Here is a 24,115-nt window from a genome sequence, read left to right as displayed (position 1 = left end):
CCTACCGCCGTTCCTCGTACGGCCGGGGCTGGAGCACTCCGGGGACGACGGTGAAGGCGCTGCGCACTTCGCCGAAGGCGGGCAGGTCGGGCAGGGTGGCGACCAGCTCGCGCGGGCCGAGGGTGTCCTGGACGAGCACCAGGACGGGTGCGGTGAAGGTGCCGTCCCCGGCCACCACCACCGGCGCGCTGTCGGCCGTCACCCCGGCGCTCCAGCGCAGGCGGACGGTGGTTCCGGGCGGGAACTGGCTGCCGTGGGCGAGGGTGACGATCCCGGGCGGGCCGACCCTCGGGTCGAGCCGCACGGTCGGTTGCAGGACGGTGAGGGTGGTGGAGGCGGTGGCGCCGTTGCCCCGGTCGGCGGTCGCGGTGCCGCTCACGGTGGCGGTCCCGGCGGTCAGGCCGGTCACCGTGAGGGTCACGGTGGCGGAGGCCCCGGGGGCGAGGGGGCCGAGCGGGCAGCGGCCGGTCGGGCAGGCGGGGGTGGCCGAGTCCAGGCGGAGGCCGGCCGGCAGGGTGAGGGCCAGGGCGACCCCGGGCGCGGGGACGGCGCCGCCGTTGCGGACCGTCAGGGTGACGGTGGCCTGCTGCCCGGTGCGGATCAGCGCCGGCGCGGCGGCGGCGCTGACGGCGAGGTCGGGCAGCCGGGTGTCGGGCGGGGTGGCGGTGGGCGTGGCCGTGGGAGTGCCGGTGGGTGGGGCGGTGGGCGTGGCGGTGGGACCGGGCGCGGTGATGGTGACGGCCGCGCTCGCGGTGACCGGTTCGCCGTTGGCGCTGGTGACGGTGCCGGTGACCTGACCGGTGAACGCGGTGTCCCCGACCAGGACGAGCGTCACCGTCGCCTCGCCCCGGGGCCCGAGGTCGCCCAGCGCGCACCCGGTGGACGGGCAGGCGGGCGAGATGGAGATCACCCGGAGCTGCGGCGGCACGACGGGTGTCAGCGTCACGCCGGCGGCCGTCCCCTCGCCCCGGTTGCGGACGGTGAACGTCACGGTGACCGGCTCGCCCGGCGCCGCCGTGGGCGGCGTCGCCGACGCCGTGACGACCAGGTCGGGCGCGAGCACGGTGATCACGGCCTCGGCGCGGTCGTTCTCCGCCCTCGGGTCGAGGGTCTCCGCGCCGGCCTGGGCGGTGGCCCGCTGGGCGCCCGCCGCCGTGCCCTGGACGGTGATCCGGACGGTCGCGGCGGCGCCCGCGGCCAGTCCGCCGAGCGCGCAGTGGTACGGCGCGGGCGAGCAACTGCCCTGGGAGGGCACCGGCGCGCCGACCGCCCGGAGCCCGGCGGGCAGGGCCGGCTCGGCGGTGACGCCCTTGGCGTACCCGGGGCCAAGGTTGGTGACGGTGAGGGTCAGGTCGGTGGTGCCGCCGCGGGAGAGCTGCGGCTGGTCGGGCGTCAGGCCGACGGCGAGGTCGGCGGTGGGCTGCCAGCTGGGCCGGGTGTGGCTCGCGCCGGCGCGCACCGGCAGGGTGCGGCCCGCTCCGGTCGCCGGGTCGACGACGGCGATCCGGCGGTAGTCGGACGGGACGCGGCGGGGCTGGACGGCGACGCCGGGCCCGTCCTCGCGGACCGCGACGTCGACGGCGAGCTGCTTGCCGTCCGGCGACCAGGCCGGGGCGGCGGGCTGCCGGAGCGGCACGTCCGGCAGCGGCGTGCCGTTGACCGGGCCGACGTTCGGGCAGCTCGCGGCGGACGGCACCACGCTGCGGCAGGCCCGGCCGTCCGCGCCGAGCTCCAGCACCACCTGCAGCGGGGCGCCGGCGGGCGTCGGGCCGGCCCGCAGGCAGCCGTTGAGGCACGGGGGCGGCGTGGGTGAGGGCGAGGTGCGCGTGGGGGTGGGCGTGGGCGAGGGCGACGGGTCGGGCCGGGCGGCCAGCAGGCGGCGGCCGAAGGCCAGGCCGCTGCCGTCCGGAGCGTAGGCCGGGCGGGCGTCGCGGACCGGGCACTGCGGGTCGCCGCACTGGGCGGCGGTGAGGTCGTGCTGGTCCCCTCCGGCGCCGGTCTCGACCGACCACAGGTGGCGGATGCCGTAGACGGTGGCCGCCGCCGGGGCGGCCGCGGCCCCGGTCAGCTTGATGATCGGTACGCAGTCGCTCTCGCGGGAGAAGGCGAGCCGGCCGCCGTCCGGCGACCAGGCGGGGTCGAAGTCCCGGGAGGTGCAGCGGGATCCGCTCTCCGTCCGCGGGGGGACGGTCAGGACCGGCTTCGCCTTGTCGACGCCGTCGGTCACGTCCACCACGACGACCTTCTGCTCGGCGTTGCACTCGCTACAGAGGTTCTGCTGGACGAAGGCGAGCCTCTTCCCGTCCGGGGACCAGGCGGGCGCGGACTGCTGCCGGCCCTGGTCGATCCCGGGGCCGGAGAGCACGGTGGCGTGCGTCGGGTCGGCGGCGTCGCCGACCAGGATGCGGGTGGGCGCCCGCCCGTCCGGGCCGTAGACGCTCAGGGCGTAGGCGAGGCGCCGTCCGTCCGGCGAGTAGGCCGGGTCGGCCGTGGTCTCCCGCCAGTCCGTCTGGGGCCGCAGGTCCAGCCGGTCCAGCGGTGGCCCCGGGTGGACGCTCTCGATCCGCTCCCCGTACGTCCGCCCGGTGATCAGGATCGTCGGCGCGCCGCCCGGCGGGGCGTACCAGCCGGCCGACTCGACGCCGTCGAAGGAGCTGACGTCCACCGTGGTGCCGGCGCAGGTCGGGCAGCCACTCGCCGGGTCGACGCGGAAGAGGTCGTTGGACAGGAACGCCAGCGACGTGCCGTCCGGGGACCAGGTGACGTCCTCGGCGACGGCCGGTTCCTTGCCGCCCCGGGCAATCAGCTGGACGGCCCCGCCGCCCCGGGCCGGGACCAGGGCCAACTCACGGTACCCGTCCTGGCCGGTGACGAAGGCGATCCGGTCGTGTCCGGCGCCGGCCCGCGGCTCCCAGGCCGGGCGGTGCGCCTCGCCGGTGCCGGTGTCGACCCGCACCGGCGTGCCGCCCGGCGCGACCGGGATGCGGAAGATCTTCCCGGCCTGCTCGTAGGCGAGCGCGCCGCCGTCCGGCGACCAGCTCGCCCAGCCGCCGCCGACCGCCACGCGGCGCAACTGACTGCCGTCCGTCCTGGCCAGCCAGATCGACGGGGTCCGGTCGTCGCCCGAGCCCGTGGGCGCGTCCGCCGCGGCCGTCTGCCGGCACCAGTCCTGGGAGGGGTCCCACCCGGTCGGGTCGCTCTGCCAGGAGGTGAAGGCCACCCAGGCGCCGTCCGGGGACAGGGCCGGGTGTTTGATCCGCCAGCCCTCGCGCTCCAGCAGCACCTTGACCGGCCCGGCGCCCTGCCGCCCGAGCAGGCTCTCGCCGGTGCCGCTGCGGGTGCTGACCCAGACGACGGCGTCGCCCCGGACGGCCGGCTGGCAGTCGTCGCCGGCCTGGCCGCCGTCGAGCAGGGCCGTCGGCCGGCCGGTGCCGACCAGGGCGAGGGTGCGGTGGTCCTGGTCGTCGGAGGTGTAGGCGATCCGCCCCGGCGCGGGTTCGGCCGCGGCGGGTGCCATCGGCTCCGGCCGTCCGGAGCCGATCGCCGCGGTCATCGTCGCCAGCAGGGCGGCCACCAGGGCCGTCGAGAGCAGCGCCAGGAAGGGCCGCCGGAGCCGGCCGTGAGTGAGTACGCGTCGCACCGTGTCCCCCGGACGGTTCCTCCCGCGCGCCCGGGGGGGGCGAGCCGACGGCATCCGGATATTCCTCCTCAGCGCAACCCTGACCGGCCCCGGCCCGGTCGGCAGCAGCGGCCGGGGCAGCGGTCCGGGTAGCGGTGGCTGCCCGAAAGGGCGTCAGATCAGGCCCTCGCGCATCGCGTACGCCACCGCGTGCGAGCGATTGCGCAGTTGGAGGCGGGTGGTGACCTCGTGCAGGACGTTCTTCACCGTCCTTTCGGAGAAGGACAGTTCCTCGGCGATCTCGGCGGTGTCGCGGCCCGCCGCCACCAGCCGCAGCACCTCCACCTCGCGCGGCGCGAGGCCGGTGAAGGCGAGGCCGCGCGGGTCGAGCACCTGGCGCTGCAGGCGGCCGACCTGCTCCAGCAGGCGGCCGAGCAGGTCCGCCGGGACGCTCCCCTCGCCGCGCGCCGCCGCCGAGATCACCTGCACCAGGCGCTCGGCCGTCGCCTCCTTCCGCCGGACGACCCCGACCACGCCGCACTCCACGGCGGCCACCAGCCCGGCGTCGTCGAGCTCGGTGCCGACCAGGACGATCCGCCCGGCCGCCGAGCAGCGGAGTTGACGGAGCGTCCGCAGCTCCTCCTCGCCGACCCGGTCCACCGCGACGAGGACCACCACCGGCTCCCCGTCGACCTCCACCGGCTCCGTCGGTTCGCCCTCTCCCAGCAGGCGGATCTCGGGGCGGGGGCGCAGCTGGCCCGCCAGCCCCGCGCGGGTGATCGGGTCCTGTGCGCTGATCCGGACCGGAATCCAGGTAAGGTCGCCGTTGCCGTGGTACCGCATGCGTTCCCCGTCCTCCCGTGCCCGGCCGTCGCCGGGCGCCCAAGGTCCACGGGCCGGCGCGGCGCCGGCCGCCCCGTCCCCCGACGAGTCAACACCCGGCGAATCATCAGGCACTTCACAAAGACTTAACGGGCAGCACCACTGCCCGGAAGTGTGGCCGCCGGGCACCTGACCGCGGCCGGGCCGCTTCCTACCCTCGGCGCATGACCACCACATCGGCCCACCTCGATCCGTCCACCGCCTCGGTGCTGCCCGGGGAGGAGGCCCAACTCTCGCTGGAGGTGCGCAACGGCGGTGAGCTCGTCGAGGCCTACCGCTTCGAGGTGCTCGGCCCGGCCGGGGCCTGGACGGTCGTGGATCCGGAGACGCTCTCGCTCTACCCCGGGACGGCCGGCCGGGTCGTCCTGAAGTTCCGCCCGCCGCGCGAGAGTTCGACGTCGGCCGGGCCGGTCGCGTTCGGAGTTCGGGTGCTGCCGCAGGAGCGGCCGGACGAGGCCGTGGTGCCCGAGGGCGTCGTCGAGGTGCTGCCGTTCGACGGGCTGACCGCGGAGTTGACGCCCCGGATGTCGCAGGGGCGCGGGCGCGGGCGGCACCAGGTGGCCGTGGACAACCGGGGCAACCGGCCGGTGTCGGTGACCCTGGCCGGCAGTGACCGGCGCGATGCGCTCACCTTCGCCGTCCCGTCCGCCGCGACCACGGTCGAGCCGGGCCGGGCGGCCTTCGTCCGGTCCGACGTCCGCCCGCGCCGCCGGGTGTGGCGGGGGCAGGACATGCCGCACGCCTTCCAGGTGGTGGTGACGCCCGCCGAGGGCGAGCCGATCCCGCTGGACGGCACGTACCTCCAGCAACCGATGGCGCCCAGGGGGCTGTTGAAGACGGCGATCGCCGTGGCCGTGGTGGCGGGCGCGCTGGCGGGGATGTGGTTCGGGGTGCTGCGCCCGGCCGTCCGCTCCACCGCGAAGAACGCCGTCGCCGGGTCCGTCACGGCGGCCCAGTCGCAGGCCTCGGAGGCGAAGCAGAAGGCCGCCGACGCCCAGGGCGCGGCCGCGGCGGCGCAGCAGGCGGCGGCCGGCGCGCAGCAGGCGGCGGGCGGCGGGGCGAGCGGTTCCCCGCGACCGGCGGCGAGCCCGGGCACCGGCCTGGTGCCGGCCCCGGGGGCCGCGCTGTTCTCCCAGCGGCTCAAGGCCACCGCCCCGGCCGGAGCCACCCACGCGGAGAGCTACCAGGTGCCGGACGGCAAGACGCTGCGGCTGACCGACCTCGTCCTGGAGAACCCGCAGGGCGACTCGGGCACCATCACCATCGCCGTCGGCGACACCCCGCTGCTGGCCCCGGCGCTGGAGAACTTCCGGGAGCAGGACTTCCACTGGGCCTCGCCGATCCTGATCGGCGAGAAGCAGAAGCTGACCGTCACTGTCACCTGCGGCCGCCCCGGCCAGCCGCTCAGCGGCCCGGCGCCGTCCGACTGTTCGGCGGCGGCCCTGCTGAGCGGGTCGCTGGAGTGACCTCGCGTCGCCGGTGGGGTCCGGGCCACGGCCCGGGCCCCACCGGCGCACGCGCGGCGGGGGCCGCTCAGCGCAGCCGCTCGGCCAGCCGGGTCTCCAGCTCCGCGTAGCGGGGATCGGGCAGGGCCTCCGTCAGGAAGTCGAGGCCGGTGCGGATCAGGTCGACCAGCGGGGCGTACTCCGGCTCGGCGAGGCGCACGTCCGCGTAGAGGAACTGCCAGCCGTAGAGGCCCCTGGTCAGCAGGAGCGCCTCCAGGTAGCCGGGGTAGTCCAGTTCGAGCTCGAAGGCCCCGTGCGGGAACCAGAACACCCACGTCCGCGGCGCGATGGCACCGCCGACCAGCCGGACGGCGGCGAAGGCGGTTTCCCCACTGTCCGGCAGGTAGTCGATCACGCGCAGCTCCTTGAACAGCTCGATCTCCTCGTCGTCGCGGACACTTCCGGCGTCGGGCGGGCCGGACATGATGGCGTCAACCAGTTCGCGCAGGACGAACTCCCCGCCCGCGTGCGCGGAGGCACCGGCCGCGTACCACTGGAGTCCCAGCTCGTAGTAGCGGACGTGGTGGTCCTTGAGACCGGGCTCGAGGGTGACCCCGAACAGCTCCTGGAGCAGGGAGAAGCCGGCCGTCGAATCCTCGACCACGTCGCTGACCGCGCCCTTCCTTTCGCGGCGGACGTCGATCGCGTCGCTCTGCTTCAGCGCTGTGACCATGTCGAGGAATCGACGCTCGATGGGTGTGGGGTCAGGGTCGACCATCTTCTCTCACTGCTCCGTCCGCTTAGAGCTGGATGCGTCCCGCGTTGATCGCCGCGATCAAGTCGTTCACCTTGCCCTGAATTCCGTCTATGCTCGAATTTCTCCTGTTGTTCGCGGTCGTTATTCTCACTCTCAGGGCGGTGACGTTATTCGCGTCGAAAGGACCGCCGTTCGCGATTTCGTTGATGACCAGCTGGGAGAACGCCTCCTCGACCTTGGCTCCGAAGATGGCGTTGCTGAGGCCTTTCCAGCCGCGCGAGCTGATCTCGTTCAGCCTCAGCGGATTCACTCCGGTGGGCGTCGGCTGAGGGGGTGAGGGAAGCACCAGCGCCGCCGCCTTGGGGTGCCAGTCACCACCCTTCACCTCGTAGCCGCCCCAGCGCACCGTGATCCCGTTCAGGAATCCGTCCGGGCGCGCATGGGTACTGACGTCGACCTCGTACCAGATCATGTCCTCGTGGCCGAGGCTCAGAGCGTCTGCGGCCGGCTTCTCGATGCCGTAGTGGAAGTTCGTGTTCGTTGTTCCGAGGGCCACGACAAGGTTGGAGTCGGTGGCCTTTCCGCCGAGATATTCGGGCAGCAGGTGCATCTTCACCCAGGTCATCTGATTCGGCGGGTTGAGGTTGTTGAGGCCGACGACGCTCCAGCCGCGCAGCGTCGCACCGTCGTTCTTGGTCGATTTCTCGCCGGGATGGATCGTCGCGATGTCCTTGGGCAGGTACTGCGCCTTGAATCCCGTGGCCAGCACGCCGTTGGAGAACGGCGGCAGCACGGGCGGCGGCATCGGCGGCTTCGGGCTGCGGGCCGCGAGCAGCCGCGCGAGGGCGGCCATGTCGCCGACCAGCGCGTCGTAGTCCGCCTGCCGCTGCGGGCCGGCCGCGCCGTTCCTGCCCAGCGCGTCCTTCCGCTTCTCGACGTCGTCGGACTTCGCCTTCGCGGCGGTCATCGCCTGGGACTGCTGCGCCTTCTCCGGGCTCGCGTCGGGCAGCTTGCCGACTTCCGTGGCCCAGGACTGGAAGAAGTCCGCGATGCGCTGCTCGACGCTGTGCACCTTCAGCTCCGCCGAGGCGCCGTGCCCCGTGAACAGCACCCGGTGCTGCTCCCCGTCGCGGGTGGAGAACGGCTTCGACGGGAGCGGAAGATCCGCGCCCGGGGTGTCCTTGCCGGGTGTCTTCCGGCCGTCGTCCTTCTTGCCGCCGAACCTGTCCTTGACCTTCCTGCCGGCCGCCTTGAGCTTGGCCCAGATGGCCTTGCCCAGTTTCACGATCTTGCCGACGATCCAGTCGACGGCCTTCATGACCGGTTTGGACAGGGCCTGGAAGAAGCTCTTGACCTTGTTCGCGATGCCGCCGATGCCGAGGATCGCGGCGAGGGCGCCGATCAGCACGGGGATGGACTTGGCCAGGGCGCCCTCGATCAGTCCGGGGACGCCTCCGCCGCCGCCACCCGCGATGGCGATGACGGAGTCGAGGACGGCGTTGACGAACTCGATGATCTGGGCGCCGCGTTCGACGATGAACGTGATGATGTCGATGATCATCTTGCAGGCTTTGATGAACGCGCTGGCGGGATTCAGCAGGCTGATGATCCAGGTGATGCCGGCCATGAGCACGGTGGGGATCAGGTACGAGGAGATCTTGCCGAGGAGGTTCTCCTTCAGGTCGCCGACCTGCTCCTTGATCTCCTCCTCGACCCCCGCGACGCCCTCGGACTGCAGCTTCGCCACCAGCGGCACGCCGGATTCGACCGCGCTCATCGCCTGTTCCGGTACGCCCTTCGCGACGATCCGGCCCCGGATCGCCCCCCAGGTCAGCCCGAGCAGGGACGCGATCATCGACAGGATGCCGCGCAGATCGAACTTCGCCGGCACCTGCAGCCCGGCGCCGGACATGGCGCCGAGCAGCCAGCCGACGAGTCCCTTCTTCAGATGGGTGCCGATGTTGGCGAGGAAGTTCCTCAGACCGGCGCCGACCGCGGAGACGAGGTGGCCGAGGAAGCCGATCGGGTCCTTGAGGATCGCCATCACCGCGTGCGCGGCCTTGGCGAGGACGCCGAGCAGGAGGTCCTTGAGGTGGAGGATGGTGGTGATGACGCCCTTGACCGCGTCGACGGCCTTGGCGATCAGGCCCTTGTTCTTCTCCTTCTCCGCCTCGATCTCCGCGTCCACCTCCTTGAGCGCGGAGTTGTACTTGTCCGCCAGGGTCTGCACCAGCTCCTGGCCCTTGGCGTCCACGCTCTCGGTGAGGGAGTCGAACTTCCCCGCGAACTGCCCGGCGGCCTCCTTACCGATGGCCTGCAGGTCCGCCGGCAACTTCCGCACCTCGGCCTGCAGTTGCTGACGGCCGGTGGCGATCCGCTGCTTCGCCCGGTTCAGCTCGGCGCCGATGACGTCCGCGACCCCGGAGATCACCGACTGCATCCGGGTCACATAGCCCTGCCGGGCCGTGACGAAGATCTGGTCGGCCTCGGCGGGCAGCCCGGCGAACTTGTCCTTGACCCACTTCAGCTTCCCGGTGAAACCCGAGTACCGCTTGTGCTTGTACTCGTCCATGCGGTGCTTGTGGTCCGCCGTGAAGGCGTCCCGCGCGGCCTTCTCGCCCGCGGTGAACGCGTCGTCGACCTTCTTGTCGAGGCCGGACAGGATGGCTTCGACCTCGGTCTTCGTCGCGTCGAAGACCGTCTGCAGCTTCGCGGTGACGTCCGCCCGCTTCTTCTCGTCGCCGGTCCGGGTGTCCTCCTGGCCCTGCCGCACCTGGGTGTCCGTCTGCTGCCGGACCGCGGTCAGCCCGCTCATCGCGGTGGCCCCGGCCGTGGCGGCGGCGGCCTTCGCCGTCGTCAGGGTCTTGCTCTCGGCGGCCCGCACCTGCCCCGGAGCGGTGGCGGCGTGCTGCTCGCCGGCCTTCTTGTCCTTCAGCGCGGCGGTGAACGCCGGTTCGTTGGACTTGGCGAGCTGCGCCTCGGTGACCTGCGCGTCGGCCATCTGCTGGTCGACCTGCTTCGGCCCGGCCGAGAAGTCCGTCGCCGCGGGCGGGGCCTTGTCCGGCACCGCGTACGATGCGTCGGGGGCGCCGGGGTTGGCGGCCGCGGGTTGCGGGGCCAGCGGCGTGACCGGCTTCTCCTTGGCCGCCGAGGTGTCGGGCGCCGCCTTCGTCGTGGTCTCGATGGCGGCGGCCGACCGCTTCTTCCCGTCCGCGACCTGACCCTGCACGTGCCCCTTCACCGCGGCGGCCTTGCCCGAGCCGCTGAACTTGTCCGCCTCGTCGAGGTTCTTGGGGGCCTGTGCGCTGATGGCCTCGTTCACGGCGCGCACGAAGGCGGCCTTGTCGAAGGTGCCCGGCTGGGCGGCGTTCATCTTCTCCGCGTTCGCCGCCTTGCCCTGCGCGACCCTGTCGTCGGCGGGCGGCTTCGCGGCGGCCTGCGCGGCGTTCGCCGTCCTCGCCGCCGGCGGATGCGCCGCGAGGGCCCTCTTCTTGTTCCGCACGTCCGACGCCACCGTCTGGAACCTCGCCGACGACGCGGCGGGAGCCCGCGCGCCGGCCGCGCGGCGCTGCACCGGCAGCGCGGCGGCCGGCTCCGGGCGTGCCTCGCCGGTGTGGGCCCCGGGCGGCGCGGAGGACGGACCGGCGTCGGGCCCCGCGCGGCGGGACGCCACCAGCGCCGCGACCGCGCGGTTGCCCACCGCGCGTTGCAGCCGCTGCGCGGTCGCCCGGCTCAGCGGCGACGGCGAGGACGGCGACGGCCCGGCCCGATCCGGCACCGCCTGCACCGCCTGCACCGCCGGCCCGGGAACGGCCGTGGACCCGTCCGCCACGCCGGGGCCGGGGGCCGCGCCGCGACGGTGCGGGACGGCTTCGCCGGCCCCTTGCCGGCCCCGCTCGACCGAGGTCCCCATCCCCCGATCGTGGCCCGCGTCACCGGCGCGCCCGCAGCCCGATCGGGCAGCGGAACGGGCACACCTTCCCGGCCGGACGCCCCCGGCCCGATGGGAACCGGACAACGTGTTGACGACATGACACTTTCCGGCACCAAATCGGCACCGAACCCCCACCCATGTGTCCCCAGACCGTGACGAAGGCACCGAATCGGATCTTGAGTCGATCGCCGAACAACGGTTGGATACGACCGGCCGCCCATCCGGGAGGCGGCCGGTGACCCGGGGGGGATGCCATGTTGGAAGTACTCGGCGTGACGGCCGGCGCGACGACGGTGTACCAGACCATGCTCGACCACCCCGCCTTCGGCGTGGACGAAATCGCCGCGCACTGCGAGCTGACCACCGTCCAGGTGCACGACCACCTCGACGAACTGGCCCGGCTCACCCTGGTCCGGGCCTCCGCCGAACGCCCCGGGCAGCTGCGCGCCGTCAGCCCCGAGATCGGCCTGGCCGACATCCTCACCCGGGAGGAAGCCGAACTCGCCGCCCGGCAGGCCAAGTTGGCGGCCTCACGGGCGGCCGTCACGCGCCTGGTCGCGGATCGCGCCGAGCACCGCACGACCCACGGCGAACGCCTGCTCGGCATGGACGCCATCCAGGCCCGGCTGGAGCGGATGGGCCGCAGCGCCACCACCGAGGCCCTCGGCAGCCAGCCCGGCGACCAGCGCCCCGAGGACCTCCTCGCCAGCCGCGCCACCGACGCCGAGGCCCGCTCGCGCGGCATCGCGATCCGCACCCTCTACCAGGACTCCACCCGCAACCAGCCGCACGCCGCCACCTACGCCCACTGGCTGCTCAGCCAGGGCGGCGAGGTCCGCACCGCCGCCACCATCCCGCCCAGGATGGTCATCATCGACCGCAGCCAGGCACTCGTCCCGATCGACCCCGTGCACCACCGCAAGGGCGCCCTCTACGTCACCGAACCCGGCATCCTCGCCGCGCTGGTCGACCTCTTCGACCAGGCCTGGAGCACCGCCGTCCCGCTCGGCGCCGCCCAGCCCGAGGACCCCCGCACCGGCCTCACCGCCACCGAGCGCGAACTGCTGCGCCTGCTCGGCTCCGGCCTCACCGACGACGCCGCCGGCCAGCGCCTGGGCATCTCCTCGCGCACCGTCGGACGCCACATGTCGTCGATCATGGAACGCCTCGGCGCCAGCAGCCGCTTCGAGGCCGGGATCAAGGCCGCGCACAGGGGCTGGCTCTGAACCCTCCGCCCGCCGCAGGGTCCCGGGGCGTCATCGCGTGGCATCCCGGCGGCGGGCGGGACAGGATGGTCCGCATGAAGCGCACGTTCGAGGACCTGGTGGACGAGGCGGCCGCGGCCCCGGTCGACGGGTGGGACTTCTCCTGGCTGGACGGCCGGGCCACCGAGCAGCGCCCGTCCTGGGGGTACCAGCGGCTGCTGGGCGAGCGGCTGGCCCGGGCCTCGGCGGCGCTCGACGTGCAGACCGGGGGCGGCGAGGTGCTGGCCGGGGTGGCCGACCGCTTCCCCCGGACGATGGTCGCCACCGAGGCCTGGCCGCCCAACGTCGCCCGCGCCGCCGCCCTGCTGCACCCGCTCGGCGCGGTCGTCGTGGCCGATCCCGACGAACCGCCGCTGCCCTTCGCCGACCGCTCCTTCGACCTGGTGACCAGCCGCCACCCGGTCACCGTGTGGTGGCCGGAGATCGCCCGCGTGCTGCGCCCCGGCGGCAGCTACGTCGCGCAGCACGTCGGCCCGGCCTCGGTGTTCGAACTGGTCGAGTACTTCCTCGGCCCGCAGCCGCGGGCCCGCCTCGGCCGGCGTCCGGAGGCCGCCGTGGAGGAGGCCCGGGCCGCCGGGCTGGAGGTGGTGGACCTGCGCTCCGAGCGGCTGCGGATCGAGTTCCGCGACATCGGCGCGGTGGTCTACTTCCTGCGCAAGGTGATCTGGATGGTGCCGGGCTTCACCGTCGACGCCCACCGCGAGCGCCTGCGCGAGCTCGACGCGCTGATCCGGGCCGAGGGGCCGTTCGTCGCCCACTCGGCCCGCTTCCTCATCGAGGCGCGCCGGCCCTGACGCCCGCTCGGTGCGGGCCGGCTCCCGCCGTCCAGGCGGGGCGGAGGCGTTCGGCGGCCTCGGCGCCCTGACGCAGGCCCTCCCGGTAGGACGGCTCCCAGGCCGTCCGGTCGTTCAGGTCCGGGCCGAAGGCGCGCAGCGCCGCCGGGTCGGGCTCGACGGTCAGTACGGTGTGCGCCGCGGCCACCGCCAGCTCCCGGTCGAGCAGTTCGCGGGGGAACAGGTGCGCCTGGGGGTCGATCACGACGAGCACCCGGGCCCCGGCCGCGAGTGCGGCGTTGGTCGCCGAGCGCAGGGAGCCGTCCAGGTACCGGCGGCCGTCGACGGTGATCGGCGGGTAGATGCCGGGGAAGGCGGTGGCCGCGGCCACGGCGGCGGCCAGGGGGGCGCCGCTCGCCCGGTCGAAGACCCTCTGCTCACCGGTCTCGGCGTCCGTCACGGGGATGAGCAGCCGCCGGTCCGGCCAGTGGTCGGCGCCGACCATGCCGCGCATCCGGGCGATGTGCGCCTCCTCGGGGCCGGTCTCGGCGGCGAGCGCGATCCGCCCCACCCGGCGCCGCGCGCCGTCCGGGTCGTCAGCGGCGTTCCCCAGCACGGCGAACGCCTCGCCGAGGCGCCGCCCGTCCACCTGGGGGCGGCCGGCGCCGGGGCCGGTGGGGCGCACCGGAGTGGCGAGCCGGTCGGGGTCCTGGCCGGTGGCCAGCAGGGCCGCGGTGATCGCGCCGGCCGAGGTGCCGACGAACAGGTCGGCCTCCCCGAGGTCCACCCCGGCTCGGCGCAGCCCGCCGGCGAGCCCGGCCGTCCAGGCCGTGCCGACCGAACCTCCGGCACCCAGGACGAGCGCGCGGTCGAGTGCGCGGTCGAGCGTGCGGTCGAGTGCGTGCATGACGGTCCCCCTCCCGTTCTTGAAACAGTCGCACCATATAATGATGCCCGCTCACATCCGCGAGCTGGAAAGGACGATCGACCATGGGGCGACCCCCGGACCCCGCCCGGCGGGAGGCCACGCTGGCCCGGGCCACCGACTACGTCCTGGCGCACGGCCTGACCGGGCTGAGCCTGCGCCCGCTCGCCGAGGCCCTCGGCACCAGCCCCCGGATGCTGCTGTACGACTTCGGCAGCAAGCAGGAGTTGGTGGCGGCCGTCCTCGCCGAGGCCCGCCGCCGCGGCGCGGTCCGGCTGGCCGAGCACCTCCCGGCCCGAGCGGCCTCCCCGGAGGAGTACCTGCGCGGCATCTGGGCGTGGATGAGCGCGCCCGAGCGCGCCCCGTTCGTCCGGCTGTTCTTCGAGGTGCACGCCGACGGGCTCACCCACCCCGAGAACTACCCGGACCAGGCCGAGGCCATCACGGGCTGGTTCCCCACCCTCGGCGCCGCCTTCCGCGAGGTCGGCACCGGCCCCGACGACACCGTCACCCCCACCCTGGTCATGGCCGTCATCCGGGGCCTGCTGTTCGACCTCACCACCACCGGCGACCGCCACCGCACCGACCTGGCCCTGGACCGCTTCTGCGAACTCCTCCGGCGGTAGGGGCCGTCCAGGCGCGGCGGCGGACTGCCGTTGCGCACTCAGCGTGTCCGTGTTGACACTTTCCGTGTGCGCACGGTTCGAGTCCGCTGCGCTCCCACCTGCGACGACACACAGGGGAGGTCGAGGCCGCGTGCCAGGACGACGGATTCCGGGGGAGAGCAGAAGAGAGGGTCGACGGCGCAGTCTGCTGGGCGCGCTCGCGTCCGTGGGTGCCCTGGCGCTGAGCGGTGGCGCGGTGCTGCCGCTGCCCGCGGCGGGCGCTGCGGGCGCGGCCGCGCCTGTGGCGGCTGCGCCTGTGGCTGCCGACACGTGTGGCGTGGCGAACGGTACGACGGTCTGCGACACAGCGGGCTCCTACCGCTACACCGTGCCGGCGAACGTGCTGCAGGTCCGCCTCACCGTTGTCGGCGGGGGCGGCGGCGCGGGCGGCGGGACTCTCGGTGCCGGGGGCGGCGCCGGTGCCGCGATCGCCTGCACCGTCACCGGCCTGGCGCCGGGCACGGTGCTGGCGGTGACGGTGCCGAATGGGGGCAGTGCCGGCGCCCTGCAGGAGAGCTCGCAGCTCCTGACTGCCGCCGCCGGCGGCGGGGCCGCCTCCGTCACCGCCTCCGGTCTGGCCGTCTCCGCCGCCGGCGGCGGAGGGGGTGCCGGCAGCGTGGACGAGTTCGGCGGTATCGACGGCGGCGCCGGCGCAGGCAGCGGCGGCGGTGCGGGCGGCACGGCCAACGGCGATCCGGAGGAGGCCGGCGGCCGGCCGGGCAGCTCACCGACCTGCACCGCGTCCGGCAACGGGCTGACGGCCGTCAACGGCCCGGCCGCCACCAGCAGCGCCGGGCGCCCCGGCCTCGAAGGCGGCACGGGCGGGACGATCTCTCCCGACTGGTGCCACGGGGCCGGGTTCGGCGGCCAAGGAGGCCAAAGCGGCCTGGGCTTCCCGGGTGGCCTCGGAGTCGGCGACGGCGGGTCGGGCTGCGTCCTGATCACTCCCGTCGTGTCCTGTCCTCCCACCGGCTCCACCTCCGTCTGCGCCCCCGGCCTCGCCCAGTACACCGTCCCCGCCAACACCGGCACGCTGACCGTCACGGCCGTCGGCGCCGCGGGCAGCGGCGGGGGCGGTGGCGGCGGTCAGGGCGCCAGCAGCATCTACGGCGACGGTGCCGGCGGCCAGGGCGGCACCGGCGGCGGCGCGGCGGCCGCCCTCACCTGTACGTTCACCGGGCTCCGGGCGGGCACCGTCCTGGATGTCGCGGTGCCCTTCGCGACACCCGGCGGGGCGGCCGGCTTCGGCGGCTCCGGCGGCGAACTCAGCGCCGGCAACCCCGGCCGCGGCGGCAACGGCGGCCAGGCCGCGTCCGTGACCGGGCCCGGCGGCGTCGAGGTGCTCGCGCCCGGCGGAGGCGGCGGAGCCGGCGGCCACGGCTCCGCCAACCGGCCTGCCGGCGGTGACGGAACCGCCGGCAGCCCGGCCGGCCAGGGCGGCGGAGCCGGCGGAACGGGCGGCTTCGCCCGGGCCACCGGCGGCCAGCCGGGCACCGACCCGGTCTGCGCGGCCACCGCCACCGGTGTGTCCGCCACCCCCACCGTCTACACCGGTAGCTCCGGCCCCACGGTCACCGACAGTCAGACCGGCAGCGCCGGCGGAACCATCACCCTGCCTGCCGCCGCCAGCAGCGCCTGTCCCGCCGGCACCGGCAACGCCGGTAGTGGTGGCAACGGCGGCAACGGCGGTCGGGGAGTATCGAATCCGGGGCAGAACGGCGCGGACGGGACCGCCGGCGGGAGCGGCTGCGTCCTCATCGTCGCCACCCCGTGATCCGGCGCACCGCCTGAGCGCGGCCGCCGTCGGCACGAGGGTCGACGGCGGCCGCGTCGGCCGGTCAGCCGTGGCGCGGGAGCCAGCAGGGGGTGCTGCTGCCGCGCGGGACGAGGACGGTGCGGAAGCGGCCGGGGGTCCTGGACATGGCCACCTGGTCGGTGACGCCCTGGTAGTGGCCGCAGGGGGTGGCGGCCGTGAAGGTGTCCGGGTCGAGGTAGGCGTGCGGGGATTCGGGGTCGCGGGCGAGGGCGGTCGCGTGGGCGTAGTCGCGGTCGAAGACGCCGAGGCTGAGGATCCAGACCGCGACCCGGGTGAGGTTGAGGGTGACGCGGTAGCTGCCGCCCTCGGTGGCCCGGCGCAGGAGCGCGGCGACGGCGCCGGTGGTGGCGAGCCAGGACAGCAGGTAGTCGTTGACGACGCCGATGTGGGGCATGGCGGGGGTGCTGGTCGGTCCGGCCGCGACGCCGTCCGGGCCCTCCATCAGCATGATGCCGGTGAGCGCACCGGCGACCTGGTCGAAGCCGACCCGCCCGGCCCACGGGCCGCTCTCGCCGGCGAGCGAGAGCCGGACGTGGACGATGCCGGGGCGCACGGCGGCGGCCTGCTCCGCGCTCAGGCCGATCCTCTCCAGGTAGCCGGGGCGGCGGTTGGCGTAGAACACGTCGGCGCCGCGCAGCAGTTCGCGGATCCTCGCCCGCCCTTCGGGGCCGTAGGGGTCGACGGTGCTGGAACGGACGCCCACGTTGGCGGAGTTGTAGGCGACGTCGAGCTCCAGTTCGTCGGGCCGCCAGAGGTTCAGCACGTCCGCGCCGTGGTACGCGAGGTCGCGGCCGATGCCGGCGCCCGCGATGACGTGGCCCATGCCGAGCGCACGGATGCCCGAGAGCGGCTGAGCAACGCCGGCGGGCAGGGGTTCGGGCTCGCTGTCGCCGATCTTCTCGATCCTGATCAGCGGGTCCCGGGCGAGGAACTCGTACGCGGGCTCGCGCAGGAAGTCCTCGGTGGTGCGCAACATCGGCATGACGACGCCGAGTTCGGCGCCGGCCCGCTCCAGGTCGGCGGCGTCCCACTGGGCGACGGCGTCGGCGACGGCCTGCTTCTCCGGCCAGGTGCGGAGCAGCCGGTAGGCAGCGTTCCTGATCTTCGGGTACGGGTTGAGCGGCATCATCCAGCGGCCGTCGCGCGCCCGGTAGAACTCGAAGCCCAGCGGGCTGTCCGGATCGGAGGGCATGCCGCCGGGGTGGCCGTTCAGCAGCTCCCACGTCCGGTCGTAGAAGGGGCACAGCCGGTGCGGGGCCTTGCGCAGGTCCATCGTGACGTCCTGGCCCTCGCCGGTGCGGTGGCGCCAGAGCGCGGCGAGGGCGACGGACTTGGCCGTGATGCCGAGCGCGGCGGCGCCGCCGAGGCGCATGATGCTCGGGACGATCGGGTCGCTGCCGAGGAAGGTGACCGTCCCGCCGCTGTCCTCGGGGCGCAGGCCGGCCGGGGCGAGGACCTCGCGCAGGGCCTGGTGGATGTCGAAGCCGTCGTCCCGGGTCAGCGGGTCGGCGACGGCCTTCCGGACGCGCTCGGTGAGTTCGGTGGGTTCGTCGACGCTCATGGGATCCAGCCTTTGCTTCGTGACGAAGTGGTCGAGGTGGAGCCGGTGTTGCGTTCGGCAACACCGGCAGCCTATGCCTGCGGCGACGACGTTCGGGTGCGCATGACCGACCTGACGGGCGCTCACCACGGCGCGGGAGCAGAGCCCGTGGGGCGTCAGACCCGGGCGGTGGCCGGAGCCTGGGCAGTGGCCGGAGCCGGGGCGGCAGGGGCTACGGCGGCCGCGCGCCGGTCGCGGGTGGTGGCCGCGGCCGTCGCGCAGGCGACGAGCGCCAGCACCGCCGCCGCCAGCGGGAACCACCGGGTGCCCAGCACCGCCATCGCCGCCGAGCCCGCCGCTCCCCCGGCCGCCGTGCCCAGGTAGAGCGCGCTGCTGTTCAGCGAGATCAGCAGCGGCGCGTTCGCCGGGTCGATCGAGGCCAGCCGGTGCGGCAGGGCGATCGACACCGCCCAGCCGGCCAGCGGCACCACCATCGCGTACACCAGCGAGCCGGCCATGCTGCGGCCCAGCCAGGGCAGGGCGGCGAAGGCGGCCGCGGCCACCGTCGAGCCGACGAACAGCACGGTGCGCACGCCGAGGCGGTCGACCAGGCGGCCGCCGAGCCAGCTGCCGAGGACCGACATCACGCCGGTGGTGAACAGGATCAGGCTCAGCCGGTCGGCGTCACCGCCGGTGGCGGGCGCGACGGCGGTGGCCAGGTAGATGTAGACGCACTGGAAGGCGAGGAAGAAGACCAGGGTGGTGGCGGCCGCGCCGAGCACCTGGCGCCGGCCGAGCGGGGCGAGGCGGGCCTTCAGGGTGGGGGCGGCGGCGGGGGCGGGCAGGTCGCGCAGCAGGACGGCGAGTCCGGCGAACGCGGCCAGGCCGAGCGCGGTGACCAGCCACATCGTCAGCCGCCAGTCGGTGCGTCCGACCCAGGTGCCCAGCGGCACGCCGAGGGCGGTGGCGACCGTCATGCCGCCGAGCACGGTGGCGAGCGCCCGGCCGCGCCGCTCGGGGGCGACCAGGGTGGTGGCCACCGCGTTGGCGGTCGGCGTGTACAGGGCGGCGCCGGCGGCGGCGAGGACCCGGGTGGCGAGCAGCAGCGGGTAGGTCGGGGCGAGGGCGCTCAGCGCGTTGGCGGCGCTGAAGACGGCGAGGGCGGTCAGCAGCAGGGTCCGGCGCGGCCAGCGGGCGGTGGCGGCGGCCAGCGGCGGGGCGAGCAGGGCGTAGCCGAGCGCGAAGACGGTGACCAACTGGCCGGCGACGCCGACCGACACCCCGAGGTCGGTGGAGACCGGGCCGAGGATGCCGGCGATGACCATCGAGTCGGTGCCCACGGCGAAGGTGCCGAGGGCGAGCAGGAGCAGGCGTACGGGCACGGGAATCCCCCCGGGGATTGTTGGACGAACATGCAACGGTTTGATGCTCGCCAAACAATCGAGGATTGGTGGATGATTGTCAAACCATTCCCGTCCAGCTGTCGCCAGCCACCCGAGATCCGGAGCGCCGAAACCATGACCGCCGTCGACCGGCTCCCCCAGCCCACCACCGCCGACATCGACCTCGTCACCGTCCTGCACGCGCTCGGCGACCCGGTCCGCATGCGGCTGCTGCTCAGCTACGCCGACGACGCCGAACACTCCTGCGCCCCAAGGGACTTGGGACTGGACCACCTGCACAAGTCGACCGTCTCCCACCACATGCGGGTGCTGCGCGAGGCCGGCGTCACCTCCACCCGCGTCGCCGGCCGCAACCGCTTCGTCAGCCTGCGCCGCGCCGACCTGGACGCCCGCTTCCCGGGCCTGCTCGACGCCATCCTCGCGGGGGCCGCCGCCCCAGCCTGACGGGCGGGGTGGGGCCGGCGGGGCCTGTTCCGGTTGGCGCTGCGCTCCGCGGTTGAGGATGGTGACGGATTCACGGATACCTGCCCGGGTGACCAGGGTGCCCCTGGTCCACAACGGAGCCCCGGCAGGCATCCACTCCTGGGGAGCGAGCTGCGGCAACGCCATGGCACCTCGCGCTCGTCCAGCTTCGGGTTCGCCAGGGCCTCGGTGTCCGTCACACCCTGATCCTGGATGTTCTCCCCTCGCGGTCAGCCACGCCGGCAGGGCTGACTACGCTGCCTGCATGGCTGCCCTCTCCTTTTCACCGCTTCGCTTCTCTCCGCAGGAGATCGCTGAGGTGGTCGACCTCTACACGAGCAACCCGGAGTACTGCCGAGCCGCCGGCGAGTACGACCCCGAGAACATCCGGGCCGACCGCGTCGAAGCCGATCTGCGGGAGGAATCCGGTACCGAGGGCTGCGAGGTACTGCTCGCCCGGGATGCGCGCAGGCAACTCGTCGGGCTCCTGTGCCTGCTTGACCGTCACCCAACAGATGGCCAGCCCTGGATCGGGCTGCTGATGGTGCACGGCAACTCTCACCGCAAGGGCATCGGCCGATTGCTGGCCAACCTGGTCGAGGAGCGGTTCCGCAGCGAGGGCCGGGACGGCATCCGGCTCGCCGTCCTGGAGAACAACCCCGCCGCCCTCGCCTTCTGGAGCTCACTGGGCTGGCAGGAGATCGACCGTCGTGCCGACAGACAGCACGGCCGCCCCTGCATCGTCATGCACAAGCAGCTGACCTGACCTTCGGAACAACTCGCCTAAAGGAAGAGACGACCGAGGGCGAGCGCGGCGGCGCCCTGGGGGATGGCCAGGCGCGGGGCGCGGGTGAGGGTGACGCGCTGCCAGTGCGGGTCGGGCAGGCGCGCGGCGAGTTCGGCGCGGATGGCGGCCTCGAAGGGCTCGGGGTCGTCGAGGAAGGTCGTGCCGCCGAGGCTGACCTCCTCGACGTCGAGGAGCCGGACCAGGTTGGCGACGCCGATGCCGAGGGCCCGGGCGGCCTCGTCCGGGCGCCCGGCGCGCAGGGCGGCGAGGCAGACGGCCTCCAGGCAGCCGTGCGCGCCGCAGGCGCAGGGCGGGCCGGCGGGGTCGAGGCACTGGTGGCCGAACTCGCCGGCGTTGGTGCGGGCGCCGCGGTGGACGCGGCCGTCCAGGACCAGGCCCGCGCCGACGCCGTCGCCGAGGTAGACGAAGGCCCGGCTGTCCGGGCCGAGCCGGCTCAGGACGCCGGCGGTGGAGTCCTTCTCGACGATGACGGGCAGCCCGGTGCGGGCCCGCATCTCGTCGCGCAGGTGCAGGCCGTGCCAGCCGGGCATGCCGGTGACCCGGTGGAGGACGCCGTCCCGGGCGTCGAGGGGGCCGCGACAGGCGAGGCCGAGGCCCAGGACGTTCCCGGCGGCGGGGCCGGCGGCCAGCTCGTGGACCAGGGCGGCGAGCCGGTCGAGGACCGGGCCGGGCTCACTCCCCGGGTCGACGTCCTCCCGGACCTCCGCGGTGACGGCCCCGGTGAGGTCGACCCGGAGCAGGCGCAGTTCGCGCCGCCCGATCTGGGCGCCGAGGGCGAAGCGCGCCTGCGGGACGAGGCGCAGCAGGGTACGGGGCTTGCCCGTCTGGCCGGCGACGCGTTCGCGGCCGGCTTCGGTGAGCAGGCCCTCGGCGAGCAGGCGGGCGGTGATCTTGCTGATGGCCTGGGCGGTGAGACCGGTCTGCACGGCCAGTTCGACCCGGCTGATCCCGTTCCCGGCGCGGGCGCGGACGGCGCGCAGGACGGCGGCGTCGTTGCGGTCGCGGACCAGCGCGAGGTTCAGCGCCGGGTCGGACAGCGGGGCGGCGGAGGCGGCGAGTTGGGCGGGGCCGGGAAGCGGGGCGGGGCCGGGAAGCGGGGCGGCGGGGTCGGTCGTCACGTCTCGATTATGCGAGCTTGTCGATCTCCGCGGGCTTGCCAGTTAATCCACGCTGTTGTTTAACTAGGGGCATGGACTCTCCGCAGCTCAACGTCGGACTCATCGGCTACGGCATCGCCGGCGCGGTCTTCCACGCGCCCCTGATCAGCACCACCCCGGGCCTGCGCCTCGCCGCCGTCGTGACCGCCGACGCCGGCCGCCGGGCCCGGGCCGCCCGGCAGCACCCGGGAGCCGCACTGCTCCCGGACGCGGACGCACTGTGGGCGGCGGCCCCCGACCTGGGCCTGGACCTGGTGGTGGTCGCCTCCCCCAACCGCACCCACGTCCCGCTGGCCGCCACCGCCCTGCGGGCCGGCCTGCCCGTCGTGGTCGACAAGCCACTGGCCGCCACCGCCGCCGAGGGCGAGCAGCTGGTCCGGCTGGCCGCGGAACGGGGTCTGCTGCTCAGCGTGTTCCAGAACCGGCGCTGGGACGGCGACTTCCGCACCGTACGGCAGCTGGTCGGCTCGGGGCGGCTGGGCCGGGTGCACCGCTTCGAGTCCCGCTTCGAGCGCTGGCGCCCCCGACTCAAGGGCGGCTGGCGCGAGCTGGGCGACCCGGCCGAGGCCGGCGGCGTGCTCTACGACCTCGGCTCGCACCTGGTCGACCAGGCGCTCGTCCTCTTCGGCCCGGCCACCCGGGTGTACGCCGAGCTGGACGTGCGCCGCGCCGGCGCCGAGGCCGACGACGACAGCTTCGTCGCCCTCACCCACGCCGACGGCACCCGCTCGCACCTGTGGCTGAGCGCGACCGCCGGCGACCTCGGCCCGCGCTTCCGAGTGCTGGGCTCGCAGGGCGCGTACGTCACCCACGGCCTGGACGGCCAGGAGGACGCGCTACGGGCGGGCCGCACCCCGGCCGATCCGGACTGGGGCGTCGTCCCGCCCGAGCGCTGGGGCGCGCTGCGGGCCGGGGACACCGCCGAGCCGCTGCCCACCCTGCCCGGCGCGTACCAGGACTACTACGCGGGCCTGGTCCGGGCGCTGCACGGCCGGGGCCCGGCCCCGGTCGAGGCCGGCGACGCCGTCGAGGCGCTGCGCCTCCTGGAGGCGGCGCAGCGCTCCGCCCGGACCGGAGCGGCGGTGCAGCTGTGACCGGCGTGCCGGGGCCGGACCGCGCCGCAGCCCCCGACATCGCCGAACTGGAGCGCCAGCACCGCGAATTGCAGCTCCCCTCGATCGACCTGGACGACACCTGGCGGCTCGGCTCGCTGATCGTCGCGGTGGCCCGCGAGCGGGCGCTGGCGGTGACGGTCGACATCCGGCACGGCGAGCAGCAGGCCTTCCACGCGGCGCTGCCCGGGACGAGCCCGGACAACGACGACTGGATCCGCCGCAAGGCGGCCGTGGTCCGCCGGTTCGGCGAGGCCTCGTACCTGGTGGGCGAGCGCTACCGGGCCAAGGGGCGGGCCTTCGACCTCGACCCGGCGCACTACGCCGCGCACGGCGGTTCCTTCCCGCTGCTGGTGCGGGGGACGGGCATGGTGGGAACGGTCACCGTCTCCGGGCTGCCGCAGCTGGCGGACCACCGCCTGGTGACGGAGTGCCTGACCCGCTTCCTGGCCGGGGCCACCGCGTAACGCCGCCCCGCGAACGGCTCAGGCGACCGCGCCGCTGCCGTCGTCGTCGAGGGTGGGGTCCCGGCGGTCCGTCACGATCTCGTCGCTGACCTGGAGGTCGCCGCCGAGGCTCACGCCGCTCGTCGCGGCCGTCACGGTGACCGCGATCGGGCCGGCGCCGGGCCGGTCGACGGCGGAGAGCGCGAAGGTGGCGGTCCCGTCGCTGAAGTCCGACTCGGCCGGGTGCCCGTAGTAGGCCGGGGTGCCGCCGGGGTCGCAGAGCAGGACGTGGGCGCCGTTCGACCCGTCCGGCCAGGTGAGCACCAGGTGCCGGACGCCGTACGACGTCCCGCTCCGGTCCAGGTCCGCGACCAGGCCGGCCAGTGCCGGTGCCTGCAGGACGGAGTTCGGCAGGCCGTCCAGGACGGCGGGGTCGATGGCGAGCAGCAGGTGCTCGCCGCAGTCGATCGCGACGGTCGCGCGCTGCTCGGGGCCGATCAGGTACAGCTCGCCCGCCGCCAGCCGGGTGAGCAGGGCGAAGTCGTCGTCGGCCGGGGCGGACGGGGTGATCGCGGACGCGGCCTGGCCGGCCGGGATGGCGCGGAGGTCGCTGTCGGCGGGCGGGGTGGGCTCGAATCCGGTCTGCCCGCCCCGGTGGGCGATCACGGTGAGGGCGAAGGCCGCCTGGTCGCCGACCTCGTCGCCGGGCGAGGGCGCGAGCTGGTGCAGGGCGTCCAGGACGTCGGACGTGGCGATCTGTTCGAGCGTGGCCCAGGCGGAGAGCGCGACCAGCGACTCGCCGTTGGACACCGCGCCCTGGACGAGCGGCACCGCGCCGCTGCCCAGGCACGCGGCGAGCGCGAGCGCGCCGGCCACCACGAACGGGTCGCTGTCCGTCACCGCCCGGCCGACCGCCTGGGCGAGCGCGCCGTCCGGGCTCGGGTCGGTGAGGGACAGGAAGGCCATCGCGCGCATCCGGTTCGGGTCGTCGGCGGCGAGGGCGCGGTTGAGCAGGTCGGTGCGGTCGTCGTCGTCGAGGGCGGAGAGCAGCGCCGGGTCCAGGGTGTCCCTGGAGGCCATCAGCTGGTCGACGTTCGCGGTCATGG

Annotated in this window: 18 protein-coding genes; 9 read left to right on the top strand and 9 right to left on the bottom strand. The window is 74.7% G+C overall.

Features of this window, described 5'->3' with window-relative positions; all coding sequences use genetic code 11:
- Position 1 precedes the first annotated feature (1 nt).
- Together VM95_RS12260 and VM95_RS12255 are read right to left on the bottom strand one after the other, a co-directional pair.
- Complete coding sequence (locus tag VM95_RS12260) at positions 2–3,640, bottom strand: CARDB domain-containing protein (protein WP_045695371.1); 3,639 nt, start codon at positions 3,638–3,640, stop codon at positions 2–4.
- Between the two features lie 153 nt (positions 3,641–3,793).
- Complete coding sequence (locus tag VM95_RS12255) at positions 3,794–4,462, bottom strand: response regulator transcription factor (protein ID WP_045695369.1); 669 nt, start codon at positions 4,460–4,462, stop codon at positions 3,794–3,796.
- 203 nt (positions 4,463–4,665) lie between these two features.
- Here VM95_RS12255 and VM95_RS42460 point away from each other — a divergent pair, with 203 nt between their 5' ends.
- Entirely contained in the window at positions 4,666–5,967 is a 1,302-nt protein-coding gene (locus VM95_RS42460) for a COG1470 family protein (RefSeq protein ID WP_078859812.1), read from the top strand.
- 67 nt (positions 5,968–6,034) lie between these two features.
- Here the strand turns inward: VM95_RS42460 and VM95_RS12245 are convergent, their stop codons facing one another.
- Together VM95_RS12245 and VM95_RS38795 are read right to left on the bottom strand one after the other, a co-directional pair.
- Entirely contained in the window at positions 6,035–6,679 is a 645-nt protein-coding gene (locus VM95_RS12245) for a hypothetical protein (protein ID WP_045695366.1), read from the bottom strand.
- Positions 6,680–6,746: 67 nt separating this feature from the next.
- The gene (locus tag VM95_RS38795; protein ID WP_052707323.1) at positions 6,747–10,616 is read right to left on the bottom strand and encodes a hypothetical protein; all 3,870 of its coding nucleotides are present in this window, start codon (positions 10,614–10,616) and stop codon (positions 6,747–6,749) included.
- Positions 10,617–10,891: 275 nt separating this feature from the next.
- Between VM95_RS38795 and VM95_RS12235 the strand changes: the two genes are divergently transcribed.
- Together VM95_RS12235 and VM95_RS12230 are read left to right on the top strand one after the other, a co-directional pair.
- On the top strand, positions 10,892–11,863 hold the full coding sequence (locus VM95_RS12235; protein WP_045695365.1) for a helix-turn-helix transcriptional regulator: 972 nt from the start codon (positions 10,892–10,894) through the stop codon (positions 11,861–11,863).
- 74 nt (positions 11,864–11,937) lie between these two features.
- On the top strand, positions 11,938–12,696 hold the full coding sequence (locus VM95_RS12230; protein WP_045695364.1) for a class I SAM-dependent methyltransferase: 759 nt from the start codon (positions 11,938–11,940) through the stop codon (positions 12,694–12,696).
- On the opposite strand, the gene VM95_RS12225 is transcribed toward VM95_RS12230, so the two are convergent.
- Positions 12,674–13,582, bottom strand: a complete 909-nt coding sequence (locus tag VM95_RS12225; RefSeq protein WP_045695361.1) for a patatin-like phospholipase family protein — start codon at positions 13,580–13,582, stop codon at positions 12,674–12,676. The two genes, VM95_RS12230 and VM95_RS12225, sit on opposite strands and share 23 nt — an antisense overlap.
- A gap of 83 nt (positions 13,583–13,665) precedes the next feature.
- On the opposite strand from VM95_RS12225, the gene VM95_RS12220 reads away from it, so the two are divergent.
- Together VM95_RS12220 and VM95_RS45145 are read left to right on the top strand one after the other, a co-directional pair.
- Complete coding sequence (locus tag VM95_RS12220) at positions 13,666–14,226, top strand: TetR/AcrR family transcriptional regulator (protein ID WP_045695358.1); 561 nt, start codon at positions 13,666–13,668, stop codon at positions 14,224–14,226.
- Between the two features lie 316 nt (positions 14,227–14,542).
- Positions 14,543–16,039, top strand: a complete 1,497-nt coding sequence (locus tag VM95_RS45145) for a glycine-rich domain-containing protein (protein ID WP_045695356.1) — start codon at positions 14,543–14,545, stop codon at positions 16,037–16,039.
- A 64-nt stretch (positions 16,040–16,103) separates the two neighbouring features.
- On the opposite strand, the gene VM95_RS12210 is transcribed toward VM95_RS45145, so the two are convergent.
- Together VM95_RS12210 and VM95_RS12205 are read right to left on the bottom strand one after the other, a co-directional pair.
- Positions 16,104–17,642: a CoA transferase gene (locus tag VM95_RS12210; RefSeq protein ID WP_045695355.1), complete on the bottom strand. Its 1,539-nt coding sequence runs from the start codon at positions 17,640–17,642 to the stop codon at positions 16,104–16,106.
- A 155-nt stretch (positions 17,643–17,797) separates the two neighbouring features.
- Positions 17,798–19,003, bottom strand: coding sequence for an MFS transporter (locus tag VM95_RS12205; RefSeq protein ID WP_078859811.1), 1,206 nt, complete (start codon positions 19,001–19,003; stop codon positions 17,798–17,800).
- 135 nt (positions 19,004–19,138) lie between these two features.
- Here VM95_RS12205 and VM95_RS12200 point away from each other — a divergent pair, with 135 nt between their 5' ends.
- Both VM95_RS12200 and VM95_RS12195 read left to right on the top strand, forming a co-directional pair.
- Positions 19,139–19,468 carry an ArsR/SmtB family transcription factor gene (locus tag VM95_RS12200; RefSeq protein WP_045695352.1) on the top strand — a complete coding sequence of 110 codons (330 nt, stop codon included), beginning with the start codon at positions 19,139–19,141 and terminating at the stop codon, positions 19,466–19,468.
- Positions 19,469–19,751: 283 nt separating this feature from the next.
- Positions 19,752–20,252, top strand: a complete 501-nt coding sequence (locus VM95_RS12195) for a GNAT family N-acetyltransferase (protein WP_045695350.1) — start codon at positions 19,752–19,754, stop codon at positions 20,250–20,252.
- A 17-nt stretch (positions 20,253–20,269) separates the two neighbouring features.
- Here the strand turns inward: VM95_RS12195 and VM95_RS12190 are convergent, their stop codons facing one another.
- Positions 20,270–21,412, bottom strand: a complete 1,143-nt coding sequence (locus VM95_RS12190) for an ROK family protein (protein WP_244178736.1) — start codon at positions 21,410–21,412, stop codon at positions 20,270–20,272.
- A 71-nt stretch (positions 21,413–21,483) separates the two neighbouring features.
- Here VM95_RS12190 and VM95_RS12185 point away from each other — a divergent pair, with 71 nt between their 5' ends.
- Together VM95_RS12185 and VM95_RS12180 are read left to right on the top strand one after the other, a co-directional pair.
- The gene (locus tag VM95_RS12185; RefSeq protein ID WP_045695348.1) at positions 21,484–22,545 is read left to right on the top strand and encodes a Gfo/Idh/MocA family oxidoreductase; all 1,062 of its coding nucleotides are present in this window, start codon (positions 21,484–21,486) and stop codon (positions 22,543–22,545) included.
- Entirely contained in the window at positions 22,542–23,030 is a 489-nt protein-coding gene (locus VM95_RS12180) for a heme-degrading domain-containing protein (RefSeq protein WP_244178735.1), read from the top strand. The genes VM95_RS12185 and VM95_RS12180 overlap by 4 nt, the downstream gene beginning before the upstream one ends.
- 18 nt (positions 23,031–23,048) lie before the next feature.
- Here the strand turns inward: VM95_RS12180 and VM95_RS12175 are convergent, their stop codons facing one another.
- Complete coding sequence (locus VM95_RS12175) at positions 23,049–24,113, bottom strand: hypothetical protein (RefSeq protein WP_045695345.1); 1,065 nt, start codon at positions 24,111–24,113, stop codon at positions 23,049–23,051.
- Positions 24,114–24,115: the final 2 nt, after the last annotated feature.

The organism is Streptomyces rubellomurinus (assembly GCF_000961885.1).
Taxonomy (GTDB): domain Bacteria; phylum Actinomycetota; class Actinomycetes; order Streptomycetales; family Streptomycetaceae; genus Kitasatospora; species Kitasatospora rubellomurina.
This window is presented reverse-complemented; position numbering and strand designations above follow the sequence as displayed.

What these genes read in the sequence shown, in the direction of transcription:
- VM95_RS12225 (WP_045695361.1), bottom strand. Translation starts at nt 13,582, where the DNA reads ATGCACGCACTCGACCGCACGCTCGACCGCGCACTCGACCGCGCGCTC.
- VM95_RS42460 (WP_078859812.1), top strand. Translation starts at nt 4,666, where the DNA reads ATGACCACCACATCGGCCCACCTCGATCCGTCCACCGCCTCGGTGCTG.
- VM95_RS12200 (WP_045695352.1), top strand. Translation starts at nt 19,139, where the DNA reads ATGACCGCCGTCGACCGGCTCCCCCAGCCCACCACCGCCGACATCGAC.
- VM95_RS38795 (WP_052707323.1), bottom strand. Translation starts at nt 10,616, where the DNA reads ATGGGGACCTCGGTCGAGCGGGGCCGGCAAGGGGCCGGCGAAGCCGTC.
- VM95_RS12230 (WP_045695364.1), top strand. Translation starts at nt 11,938, where the DNA reads ATGAAGCGCACGTTCGAGGACCTGGTGGACGAGGCGGCCGCGGCCCCG.
- VM95_RS12185 (WP_045695348.1), top strand. Translation starts at nt 21,484, where the DNA reads ATGGACTCTCCGCAGCTCAACGTCGGACTCATCGGCTACGGCATCGCC.
- VM95_RS12195 (WP_045695350.1), top strand. Translation starts at nt 19,752, where the DNA reads ATGGCTGCCCTCTCCTTTTCACCGCTTCGCTTCTCTCCGCAGGAGATC.
- VM95_RS12255 (WP_045695369.1), bottom strand. Translation starts at nt 4,462, where the DNA reads ATGCGGTACCACGGCAACGGCGACCTTACCTGGATTCCGGTCCGGATC.
- VM95_RS12235 (WP_045695365.1), top strand. Translation starts at nt 10,892, where the DNA reads ATGTTGGAAGTACTCGGCGTGACGGCCGGCGCGACGACGGTGTACCAG.
- VM95_RS12210 (WP_045695355.1), bottom strand. Translation starts at nt 17,642, where the DNA reads ATGAGCGTCGACGAACCCACCGAACTCACCGAGCGCGTCCGGAAGGCC.
- VM95_RS12220 (WP_045695358.1), top strand. Translation starts at nt 13,666, where the DNA reads ATGGGGCGACCCCCGGACCCCGCCCGGCGGGAGGCCACGCTGGCCCGG.
- VM95_RS12175 (WP_045695345.1), bottom strand. Translation starts at nt 24,113, where the DNA reads ATGACCGCGAACGTCGACCAGCTGATGGCCTCCAGGGACACCCTGGAC.
- VM95_RS12245 (WP_045695366.1), bottom strand. Translation starts at nt 6,679, where the DNA reads ATGGTCACAGCGCTGAAGCAGAGCGACGCGATCGACGTCCGCCGCGAA.